Here is an 11589-nt window from a genome sequence, read left to right on the forward strand (position 1 = left end):
CCGTCCGGATCGGACCCCGCGCCGTTCGAGGCGCGCCCTCGAAGGCCGCGCCGGTTCGAGCGCCCGGCGTGCCACGAGCTCGGTGAGCGGCGTGCGCCGAGCGCGCTCGCTGCGCGGCGGGCAGGCGCCACGAGGGGCGCGCCGGGCGAGGTGTGCGGCGCGCCGCCGCGACGACAGGGGCTCTCCCGGCCCTCTCTGCGGCTCGACGGTCCTTCTCTTTGAGTCGTCCGGCGGGCAGCGCGGGATATCCGCTCTTCGACGAGGTCGACTTCGCCCGCGCGGCACGGCCCGCTCGCGGCGGCGTCGCTGCGATGAAGCGCGCGCCGCCTGCGCGCGATCGCCTCTCGTTCGTTCAGCGGATCGGGGAATGCGCTGGGGGTGGCGCGGAATGGTCGGGGAATGGCCGGGGAATGGTCCGGGGAGGTGCGCGCAAGTCCTACGAACATGCGGACGACGTCGCTCGTTGCTCAAGACTCCGCACTTGCCGACCTGTATACTCGTCCGCGACAGCGTCTTATATCGTCATGCGAAACCCGCCGATGCAGGGTGCCACCTCATGAGACTTTGGCCTCTCCGTTCGCTTGCCGCCGCGCTGGCCGCCCTCGTCGTTGCCTCTCTCCTCCCCGCGCCCGCGTACGGGCAGGACGCGCCGGTCAACCCCGGGGGCATGGCCCTGAGCCGCTTCGTGCCGGCGCCGGCCGGGGACCGCATGTTCAGCGTGCCGTCGCCGTTCGTGGCAGGGCACCTCACACCGCATGTGATGCTGCTCGCCGATTACGCGAGCAACCCGCTGGTGCTGCGGCGCGAGCGCGACGGCGCCGAGATCGGCGCGGTCGTCAGCGATCAGCTCACGTTCCACCTGGGCGCGTCGCTCCCGCTCTGGAACAAGCTGAGCGTCGACCTCGATGCGCCGCTCACCGCGCTGCAGTCCGGGGACAGCCCGAGCGGCGGCGGCCAGCAGTTCCCGTCGCCGAGCGGCGCGGCGCTCGGCGACGTGCGGCTCGGCGCGCGCTTTCAGATCCATGGCGCGTACCATGACCCGTTCCAGCTCGCCGTCGGCGCCTACCTCTGGTTGCCGACCGGCGCGGACGACTCGTTCGTGAGCGACGGGAGCGTCCGGGCGATGCCGTACGTCGCGGCCGGCGGCCGCATGGATCGGCTCGTCTGGTCGACCGCGCTGGGCACCGAGGTCCGGCGCTCCCAGTCGTTCGGCGGCGTGGCGCAGGGGACGATGCTCACGCTGGGCGGCGGCGTCGGGTTCCTCGCGCTGGACGGCCGGCTCCAGGTCGGGCCGGAGCTCAGCGCCGCGATGGTGCTCGAGGACGTCAGCAGTCGCTCGACCAACGCGGAGCTCCTCCTCGACGCGAGGTATCGATTCCTGCCCTTCATGGAGGCGGGCATCGGCGTCGGGCCGGGGATCACCTCGGGGATCGGGACGCCGGACGTGCGCGCCGTCGCGATGGCCGCCTTCACGCCGGAGCAACCGACCGACCTGGACAGGGACGGCATCGGCGACCCTGAAGACGCGTGCCCGAGCGTGCCGGGCGTGCGCAGCGGCGACCCGAAGAAGAACGGCTGCCCGCCGCCGCCGGACCGCGACGCCGACGGCATCGTCGACGCCGAGGACGCCTGCCCCGTCGTCGCCGGCGTGCGCAGCGACGACCCGAAGAAGAACGGCTGCCCGCCGCCGCCGGACCGCGACGCCGACGGCATCGTCGACGGCGAGGACGCGTGCCCCGCCGTCGCCGGCGTGCGCAGCGACGACCCGAAGAAGAACGGCTGCCCGCCGGACCGGGACGACGACGGCGTGGCCGACGCCGAGGACGCGTGCCCCGACGTCAAGGGGCTCCGCTCGAAGGACCCGGCGAAGAACGGCTGCCCGCGCGACACCGACGGCGACACGTTCCGCGACGACACGGACGCCTGCCCGAGGGAGAAGGGCTTCGCGGATCCGGACCCGGAGAAGCACGGCTGCCCGAAGGCGGTGCGCGTGACCGAGAAGCACGTGGTGATCCTCCAGCAGGTGCAGTTCGACACGAACAAGGCCACCATCAAGCCGGTGAGCGATCCGCTGCTCGACGAGGTCGCCGAGGTGCTGAAGGAGCACCCGGAGATCGAGCTCATCGAGATCCAGGGTCACACCGACAACCGGGGCACGGTGGAGCACAACAGGATCCTGTCGCAGAACCGCGCCAACTCCGTCATGGCAGCGCTGGTCCGCCGCGGCATCGACTCGACGCGGCTGACGGCCCAGGGCTACGGCCGGGAGCAGCCCATCGACGACAACGCGACGGAGGCCGGGAGGCAGCGGAACCGACGAGTCCAGTTCAACATCATCAAGAAGGCCGCGTACAAGCCGCAGGCTGATGAGACCGGAGAGGATCGATGAGAAAGCAGTTGAGCATCACGGGGCTCGCGTCCCTCACGCTGATCGGGCTCACGACCGCCAGCGCGACGGCCGAGCCCAAGCTGCGTATACAGGTCGATCAGCAGGGCGACTTCGCCCTCATCGGGAGCTCGATCGGGCAGGAGTGCCGCTCCGCGACGCCGAGGCCCACGGAGGGCACGATGGGCGCATGCGGCCAGTCGACCGTCGAGTCGGGGCCCGATCTCTTCTGGAGGTCCGACTCGCCAGCTGACGGCAGGGCGGAGGCGAGCCTCGATATCACCCCGGAGATGGCGCGCACGACCGCCGTGCTGACGCTGCCCGAGGGGGCGACGGTGACCCACGCGTTCCTGTACTGGGCCGCGCGCAACACCGCCGGCGCCGATCCGGACGTGGATCTCCACCACGAGGGCGGCTACGACGGCACGGTGACCGCCATCGACTCGGTCGAGACGGTGATCAACCAGGGGAAGCCCAACGAGTCGCACAACTACCAGTCCGTCGCCGACATCACCTCGATCGTGAAGGAGAGCGGCGCCGGGGCCTACCGGGTGGGGGGCGTGGACGTCGTCGACGTGAGGGACAGCGACGACGACGTTGTCTTCGTGGCGTGGTGGATGGTGGTGTTCTACGAGGCGCCGAGATCGCCCATGCGCAACCTCGCGCTGTTCGACGGGCTCGACCGGGTCTCCGACGTGGGATGGCAGCAGGTCGAGCTCTCGGGCTTCAAGGTGCCCGACGCCGGCTTCGTGGCGAAGCTGGGCATCGTCGCGTTCGAGGGCGACAACTCGAACACCGGTGACAGCGTGTTCTTCAACCCCAAGAACCCGGGGAAGCCCGATCTGGCCGAGGCGCTGAGCGACGAGCTGAACCCCGCCGACAACTTCTTCAACAGCACCCGTTCGGCGCTCGGAAAGGCGGTGTCGGTGGAGGGCGATCTCCCGAGGATCCCGGGCACGCCTCAGAGCATGTCGGGGGTCGACATCGACATCGTGGATGTCAGCGCGAAGCTCAAGCCGGGGGACGATCGGGCCACGCTCGTCGCCACGAGCAGGGACGAGCTCTATTTCCTCGCGGGGTGGGTGACGTCGATCTCCAACTATGGCCCTGATTTCAGCAAATCGAGCAAGGTGGCCACGGATCTCGGCGGGCTGCCGACCTACCGCGGGGACGCCGTCGAATACCGCATCACGGCGACGAACACGGGCAATGACGAGGCCGTGGGCGCGGTGCTGACGGACGCGCTGCCTGCCGGGGTGACGTTCGTCCCCGGCTCGCTGTCGATCGTCGATGGGCCGAACGCCGGTCCCCAGACGGACGCGCCTGGCGACGACCTCGGGGAGTACGATCCCGCGACGCGGACCATCAGGTTCTGGCTCGGGGATGGGGCGGACGGCGCGCAGGGCGGGAGCATCCCTGTCGACGGCAGCGTCACGGTGCGCTTCGAGGTGACGGTCGACGCGGACGCGCCGGACCTCATCAAGAACCAGGCGAAGATCGCCGCGGCCGGCGCGTTTGGCGCGCCGGTCAGCGACGATCCGACGGACGGCAACGGCGACGCCCCGGGCGCGCCGCCGACCGAGGTCGCCGTGGTGCCGGAGTCGTTCTACGCGGCCGGCAGCGGCATGCTCGGCCCCTGCGCGGCCAGCCCGCGAGGCCGGGATGGGAGCGCCGGCTGGCTCGCGGGGCTCGCGCTGGCCGGTCTGCTCTGCCGGCGGCGCAGGGGGTAGACGATCACCGCCGCGTCAGCGCTCGGCCAGCGCGTCGTCGAGCGTGGGCGCGGTGAGCACACGCTCGGTCCAGCCTTCGATCTGCGCGGCGTCGGCGGCGCGGATGCGCGCCTCGATCGGCTCCGGCAGCTCGCCGAAGCGCAGCCGGAGCAGCTTCAGCAACGTGCTCCGCTGCCCCTCGAGCCGGCCCTCTCGCTCGCCCGCCAGCCGGCCCTCTCGCTCGCCTGCCAGCCGGCCCTCTCGCTCGCCTGCCAGCCGGCCCTCCTCGCGAAGGTAATCTGCGATGGTCACGATCTCCTCCTCGGCATCCGGTCCCGCCGCCACGAGCAGCCTCGGCAGCAGCTTGTCGGGCTGCCGCGGGTCGGCGATGCTCAAGATATACCGCCACACGCGCACGAGCGCAGCCCCTCCGTCAGGCGCCCGACGCACCTCCTGGACCACGTCGCGCCACGCCGACAGGCGCTCCACCAGATCCTCGGGATTGCGCGCATGCCGGAAGCACCACAGCACCAGCCGCCCCAGCGCCGTCATTGCCCGCGCGCGCAGCGCCGCGTCCGTCTCCTGGCTGATGTCGTCCAGCACGAACCGGAACTGCGGCACATACTCGGCCATCAGCGCCAGCGTTTCCGGCGGCACCTCCAGCAGATCCTGGAACGAAACCGCCGCGCTCCAGCCACCCTCGCTGTGATGCAGCACCACGGGCAGGATCGCCGGGAGGAGCGTCGCCCTCGGGTGGCGCTCCAGGTAACCCTGCCAGATCCGCACCATGTACGTGAGCAGCCGAAACGCCATCAGCGGGTGCGTCGTGCTCTGGTGCTCGAAGAGCACGTGGATGAACAGCGACGCTCGCTTCAGCCTGGCGGTGAAGAGCAGATCGCTATGGCTCGCGGCGAGCGCCTCATCGATGAAGCTGCCAGGTTGCAACGCCAGCGACGCGAAGTCGATGCGGGCCGCCAGGGCGGCAGGCAGCGCCTGGCGCAGCGCCTCGGCCGCGTGCTCCGGCTGTCCAAACGTGGACTTGAACAGAGCGTCATGAGGGGTGGGCGTCACCGATCACCACCGCCGCCGGCGCGCACCTTGGCAGCGAGCTCGCCGAACTCACGCATCTCCCGCTCGTCACGGCCGATGGCGATCGCGTAGGCCCGGAGCTCCGCGTTCTCGAGAAAGGCACGGCAGACCTGCGACGCGTGCAGCTCGCTGGCGCGCATGCTGACGAGCGCGACCCACCACGCGATGACGTCCGCCTTGCTCTCTGCGAGGACACCATCCCACGCGTCCTCGGTGAGCACCGGCGATCCCTCGGCCAGCATCCGTACGAGCAGACGCTTCCCCTGCGCCGCGTCGTCGAGGGCCTCCGCGATCTTCGGCTCCCCGCCACGAAGGCCCGCGAGCACCGTCATCACGCTCCACGCCATCGCCCGCACCCACGTTCGCTGGTTCGGGCCCATCGCGTCTGCGGAGCGGAGCACTGCGAGCGCTTCTGTATCGTCGCCGGCGAGGTCGCCCGCCTCCGCGACGAAGGCGTTCATGTCGTCCGCGAGTCCGCGGAGCTGCGCCTCGATCGCCGCGCTCTTATCGCGCAGCTGCGCGGCAAGCGCAGGACCTCGATCACCGAAGACCTCCGAAAGATCGGCGGCGATCGCCCTTGGCTCGATGCCGATCCGAAGGTGCCGTCCTGCAGCCGCCTTGTCGAGGAAGAAAGCGCCGAGCAGCGACGCGACCGTGTGCGGCGCCCCCGGCGGCTTGCACAACGCGCTCAGCGGCTCGCACGCAGGAGGCGGCACCGCGACCCACGTCGATGCGAGGGTCGCGATGAAATCCTCCGGTGGGAAGCGCGGACCTTCCGGCGCGAGGCAAGCGATACGGCACGCATCACGCAGACCGCGCCCTGCGTTGAGCCAGGCGATCACCAGGCGGACTGCACCGAGCGAAGCGGGCGACTTGCACTCGGCGAGCGCACGCTGCCATTCACGTGCGCCGTCTTCGCCCGGGAACGCGCGCAGCATGGCCTCACGCTGCTCGCTCTCCTCCCCGAGGAACACACGCTTGAGCGCGCCCGGCAACGCGCCGGCAGCGTAGCGAGCACGCAAGCGCTCGATAAGCCGCGAGGCATCGACGCGCACAGGCAGCGGCAGCTCGCGACCGAGGAGGGGCGCAGCCAGCCGCCTGGCTTCCTCGGCCTGCCCACGATCGATGTCGCCCCACACCATCGCGTGCCGCGGGAAACGCTCTTCGACGAGCATCGCCGCCGCGAGCACGGCAAAATGGTACGGACAGCCCTGCGTCTTGTCGCCGAAGACGCGCGCGGGGCCGCCGGTGTCGCCTTTGTCCGGCATGGCGGCGGTGACCACGATATCGCCGTCGGGGCCTTGATCCCGGCGCGCCGTGTAACGGCCAAGGTCGCGGTAGAGCGACTGGCACTCGGCCGTTTGCAGGGTGTCGCGGTCGCCGACCACGGACCAACACGCCCTCCTGGGGTCATCGACATCACGACGGAGCGAGCGCATGTACATCGCCACGCGCACCCCCTCGATCGAGCGCCAGCCCCAACCCAGGAGGCGCGGCTGCCACGCCGAAAGGAGCGCGAGCGTCGCGTCGTACGTGGCCGCCCACTCGGCCTCGTCGATGCCTCGCGGATCGATGTCGAGAATCACATGCACGCCCATGGGTCGATCCTCCTAACCGGCGTGTGCAGCCGGCCGTCGTAATGGGGAGAGCGCCTCCGCGGCGCGTAGGAACAAACGTCGGTCCGGCAGCGCCGGACACGGGCTCGGCGGCGCGCCGTCTCCGAGGCCGATTCGCTAGCAAGTCGCAGACAGATTGGCCATGAAAAAAGAAATCTATTTCTGGATACGATTCATGAGATGACATCGAGCGGTGTCGCCCAATTACGACAATACAAGCCATCTCGTCTCACAATCGTCTTTCGCACGCGCGAACGCTGCGAACCCAGCCTGGTACTGGCCGCCTCGGACCGGTTCGCCTCAGACGGCGAGCGGCTCGATCCGCGCGAGCGCGACATCGCGCGCCGCTTTCGCCTGGCGGCGCGCGACTATCCCTTTCCAGCGAGGCTCGGCCGGCGCCTTCCGGAAGGCGCCGGCCTCGTCGAGCCCTATCGCCATCGGGCGGTTGCTGCCCTCCGACGCCTCGATCGCGGCGCCGCCCCGGCGCCCGCGGCCCACGCCGCGCCGTCGGCGCCCGCAACGGTCATCTCGAGCGGTGGCGCGTCGATCAGGCCCGCCGCGAACACCCGCGCTTTGCCGTCAACGCCGAGCCACATCGCCCGGCCGCGCTCGCCTCGGTAGCCACCCGCCACGAAGAAGCTCGTCGCGGGCTGGCCCGCTGAGGAGGGCGAGCTCCTCGGCGAAATTCGCGTCCAGCTCCACGGCGAAAGCTCCGGGCGCGCGACGGAGCCTTCCCGCCGCCGACAGGGACCCTCGCGCGCGCAACGGGAGCTGCCCGCCAGCAACGGGAGCTCCGCACGCGCCCGAAGGAGGCCCTGCGGCCCGCGAGGGCCTCTCACGGGCGCGCCCGCGCCCGTGCCGCGATCAGTTGATCAGTTGATGGTGAAGGACTTGCTGACGGAGACCGAGCCCCCGCCGAAGGCAGGCACCCGCGCGCTGCGGAACAGCCTGGCGACGCAGCCGCCAACGCTGGTCCCGGCGAAGGGCGCCCCCTGGACTTCGGCCGACGTGACGCTGCCGCTCGGCGCGAAGGTGACCTTGACCCTGCCGGTCCCGGTCGGTCCGCCGGCCTTCTTGCAGCTCTTGGCAGAGCCAGCGGCCGCGCCGAGCGCCGAGCTCGCGGCGCCACGGTTGAACTCGGCGCCTCCGGACGCCGCCGGCTCCGGCTTCGATGCCGCCGGCTTCTCCGCCGCGGCAGCGGGCGCGGACGCCGGCTTCTCCGCGGCAGCGGGCGTCGCCGCGGCGGGCGTCGCGGCGGCAGGCGTCGCGGCGCTCGGGGCCTCGGCGCTGGCGGTGGGCTCCGCGGACGGCGCCGCCGTCTCCGCCGTGGACGGCGTTGCGGCCGCAGCGGTCTCGGCAGGCGTCGGCGCCGGCGCCGCCGTCTGCGCAGGGCTCGGCACCTCGGCGGGGGCGGTGTTCGCCTGCTCCGGCGTGGCCGTCGACGCCTCCGGCGTCGGCGACTGCATGAAGAAGAAGGCGACGCCGCCAATCAGCACGACCGCGGCGATCGCGGCCGCGATCAGACCGGTGCGGCCCTTCTTGGTCGAGGCCTCCGGCGCCGTGAGCGGAGAGAGCGACGAGAGCGACGAAAGCGACGCGGGCGGCACCGACGCCTTGGACGGAAGCGACATCGAGGGAGGCGGCCGCGAGTCCGTCACCGGCGCCAGCAACGGCGGCGGCGCGAGCATCGGCGCGGAGGCGATGGCGCCGCCGCCGAGGTTCAGCAGGTCGTCATAGCCGGCTCGACCGTTGTTCTTCGAGGGGCGGTTCGAGGGACGCCGGCCCGACGGGAGCTCGTCTTCTTCCTTCTGCTTGGCCGCCGCCGCGTTCTCGGTCGCGGTGAGCGCCGAGAGCGAGAAGAGGACCGAGTTCTCGTTGCGCTCGCCCACCTGGCGATCGAGGCCTGGCGGCGGGGCGGACGGGGCGGATGCGGCGGGGTCCTCGGCGCGCTCCGCGGCGCTGAAGACGTCGACCGCGGCCCCCCGGGCCGCGCGACGCGCGGCCGCTGGCGCCGGTGCGCCGCCTGGGGCCGGAGCCGCGGCCGCTGCGCTCGCCGGCGCCGCAGCCGCTGGACTCGCCGCGGCCGCTGGACTCGCCGGCGCCGCAGCTTCCGGGGCCTTCGCCGATGCGACGGCTGCAGGCGCCGGGGTCGCGGCCCCCGCTTGGTTCAGGGCGCGCCGCGAGTCCTTCATGACCACGGTCCCCTCGGGCCCGAACCTGAGCCCAGCAGGCGCCGGAGCCGTGGGGACCGGCGCAGCTGCAGCCGCAGGCGCCGGAGCGGCGGCCGGCGCGGAGACCGCTGCGGGCGGAGGCGCCGCTGCAGCCACCGGCGCAGCTGCAGCAGGGACGGCAGCAGCAGCGGGCATGGGCGTCGCGATCGCGGGCGCCGCGGCAGCGGGCACCGCCGCGGCGACGGCTGCTGCGGGCGCGGGCGCCGCGTCTTCCTGCGAGGAGAATCGCTCCTTGAGCTCCGGGACGCTGGCGATCGGCAGCCAGTCGCCCATCCCGTCCTTCCACACGTACGTGTCGTTGCTCAGGCCTCCGCGCGCGTACTCGGCCACGAGCTCGGCGGTCGTCATGGTCCGCTCGTCGCCCTCGGCGACGTTGACGGTCCACGTGTCGGGCGCCGCCGCCGCGGGCGCGCCGCCCACGTCGAGCTTCGCTTCGGCGTCATCCGACAGGTCGCCCTGCTGCTCCGCGGTCGCGTCCTGCGGTGCGGCCGGGGCAGCCTCATTCGCGCCGTGGACCACCATCGAGTGGTTGCACTTCTTGCATTTGATCTTGACCGTCTTGCCGGCGACTTTCTCGTCGGCAATCGTGTACTTGGCCTGGCAGGACTCACACGTAATCTTCATGCGACTGTCGCCCTTCCCGTTCCGGCATGCGGGCATGGGTTCAACGACCACACACGCGCACGATCACGCGGCCCGGTCGGTCGACGCAGAATAGCGGGACGGCGCGAGGCCGATCAAGGCGGCGACTTCTTTTATGATCGCCGCCGGCGCAGCGCCGCGTGATGACGCAGCGCGCGTCCACGTCCTCGCGCGGCGCGCGCAGTGTGGCGCGATCAATTGAGCAGCAGCAGCTGGGTGCCGTCCTTCCCGCAGAACATCGCCTCGCTGGGATAGCGGTCGCCGCAGGTTGGGCAGATCTTTCCACGAGCCCGCAGCGTCGGCCGGGCCGGCGCCGCGGCTGGCCCTGCGGCGCCCGCGAGCGAGGCCCCCGAGGGCGCCGGCGCGCCCTCGGCGCCTTCGCTGTCGCGCTCGCCGGCGGCGCCGGCCGTGGAGGCGGGGCCTTCCACTTCGCCTCCTGTCCGCCGGCGGCCTCGGCGGAGCAGGATCAACCCGGCAAATCCGAGGCAGGCCGCGACCCCGCCCACGATGGCCACGAACAGGTTCTTGCGCTGGCGTCCCAGGTCCTCGCCCGAGGTCGTGCGCCCGCCGATGGTGCCGGCCGCGATCACCACGACGGCGGCCTGCTCGCTCTCGCCGGCCGCGTTGAGCCCGCTCGCCGCGAGGAGCGCGTCGTAACGATCGGGGCTCGTCACCTCGATCGCGACGGTCACCCCCTTGCCGGCGACGGACGCGACGAGGCCGAGCGCCCCCTCGCCCGCGCCGGCGCCGAGCGAGAGGGCGCCTGTCGCGTCGACCGTCGCGGCGGACGCGAGCGGCCCCGGCGCGATCGACCACGTGGGCCTCGTCGGGAGCGCGCACCCCTCCGCATCCATGACAAGCGCGCGGAACTGAAAGCGTTCGCCCGGCCGCATGAGCTTGCGCGACGGCGTGACCTCGAGGCGCGCCGGCTCGCCGGGGGCGTCGCAGGAGCGCGAGGCCGCGGGCTTCTTCTCGGCTGCGGCGGGCGCCGCGGGCGGAGCGCTCACGACCGGCGGCGGAGCGCTCGCCACCGGCGGCGGGGCGCTCGCCGCGGGGGGCGCTTCGCCCTCGCGCCGGACGAGCGTGTAGGACCGCGTCCTCGTGACGGACGCGCTGCAGGTCGTGTCCTGGATGATGAACTGGTACTGCCCTGTCTCCACCATGTTGATGCTGGCGTCGGTCGCCTGGGTCGTGGTGGTGACCACGGCGCGGCGGGGATCGCTGGCCGGCGTCGTGCAGCGGGTCTGCCAGGAGCGCGCGTTGCCGGACGCCGAGTGCTTGCTCCGCGCGAGCCCGGGCATCTGCTCCCAGCATTCGGCGGTGCTCCACGACCGTCCGCCGCCCGAGATCGAGAGCTCCGAGCCGTGCTGCTGGATCTGCACGGCGCCGCCCGGGGCGCCCTGCGGGCGAGGCCTGGGCCCGCACGCCTGCCCCCAGGCGGAGACCGACCACTGTTCCGTGAGGGCGCTCGCGGTCCAGGACCCGCTCAGCGTCGGCAGGTCCTGCGCGGCGCCCGCGCGGGGGATGGCGACGGCGAGGGCAATGGACGCGAGCGACGCGAGCGACGCAAGGCGAAGCGCGTGGAGCGGGGCCGACGAGGCGAGCAGCTGGCGTCGCACAGGCGAACCGTAGCAGCGCCCGCGCGCGGGCGGCAGCCGGCAGGCTCGGAGCGCCGCCCGCGCGGTGCCGTGCGGCGCGAGGTGCGCGAGGTGCGCGAGGTGCGCGAGGTGCCAGACCGCAGCGAGCGGCGGCGCGGCCCGCTCGTTCCGCCACCGCGTCGCGCGCCTCACCACTGACCAACCACCGCGTCCAGGGCGGCGGGGCCCCCGCGGGCCCGAGGCGCAGGTCCCGGGCGGGCGTGAGCGACGTGCAGGCGAGCAACGCGTGACACGCAAGCCGCCCGGGCCGCCCTCACC

Annotated in this window: 7 protein-coding genes; 3 read left to right on the plus strand and 4 right to left on the minus strand. The window is 72.5% G+C overall.

Annotation, left to right across the window (positions count from 1 at the left end; translation table 11 throughout):
• Positions 1-556 precede the first annotated feature (556 nt).
• Both WMF46_RS43290 and WMF46_RS43295 read left to right on the plus strand, forming a co-directional pair.
• Positions 557-2389, plus strand: coding sequence for an OmpA family protein (locus tag WMF46_RS43290; protein ID WP_437982565.1), 1833 nt, complete (start codon positions 557-559; stop codon positions 2387-2389).
• Positions 2386-4116 carry a DUF3344 domain-containing protein gene (locus WMF46_RS43295; RefSeq protein WP_437982566.1) on the plus strand — a complete coding sequence of 577 codons (1731 nt, stop codon included), beginning with the start codon at positions 2386-2388 and terminating at the stop codon, positions 4114-4116. The genes WMF46_RS43290 and WMF46_RS43295 overlap by 4 nt, the downstream gene beginning before the upstream one ends.
• Positions 4117-4131: 15 nt before the next feature.
• On the opposite strand, the gene WMF46_RS43300 is transcribed toward WMF46_RS43295, so the two are convergent.
• Positions 4132-5166, minus strand: coding sequence for an Rpn family recombination-promoting nuclease/putative transposase (locus WMF46_RS43300; protein WP_437982567.1), 1035 nt, complete (start codon positions 5164-5166; stop codon positions 4132-4134).
• The gene (locus WMF46_RS43305) at positions 5163-6782 is read right to left on the minus strand and encodes a hypothetical protein (RefSeq protein ID WP_437982568.1); all 1620 of its coding nucleotides are present in this window, start codon (positions 6780-6782) and stop codon (positions 5163-5165) included. Before WMF46_RS43305 ends, WMF46_RS43300 begins: the two co-directional genes overlap by 4 nt.
• Before the next feature lie 198 nt (positions 6783-6980).
• On the opposite strand from WMF46_RS43305, the gene WMF46_RS43310 reads away from it, so the two are divergent.
• Complete coding sequence (locus WMF46_RS43310) at positions 6981-7421, plus strand: hypothetical protein (RefSeq protein ID WP_437982569.1); 441 nt, start codon at positions 6981-6983, stop codon at positions 7419-7421.
• Between the two features lie 251 nt (positions 7422-7672).
• Here the strand turns inward: WMF46_RS43310 and WMF46_RS43315 are convergent, their stop codons facing one another.
• Both WMF46_RS43315 and WMF46_RS43320 read right to left on the minus strand, forming a co-directional pair.
• Positions 7673-9655 (minus strand): zinc-ribbon domain-containing protein, encoded by a 1983-nt coding sequence (locus tag WMF46_RS43315; protein ID WP_437982570.1) that lies wholly within the window; start codon positions 9653-9655, stop codon positions 7673-7675.
• Positions 9656-9867: 212 nt separating this feature from the next.
• The gene (locus WMF46_RS43320; protein WP_437982571.1) at positions 9868-11463 is read right to left on the minus strand and encodes a hypothetical protein; all 1596 of its coding nucleotides are present in this window, start codon (positions 11461-11463) and stop codon (positions 9868-9870) included.
• Positions 11464-11589: the final 126 nt, after the last annotated feature.

Source organism: Sorangium sp. So ce117 (assembly GCF_051524395.1).
Classification (GTDB): domain Bacteria; phylum Myxococcota_A; class Polyangia; order Polyangiales; family Polyangiaceae; genus Sorangium; species Sorangium cellulosum_B.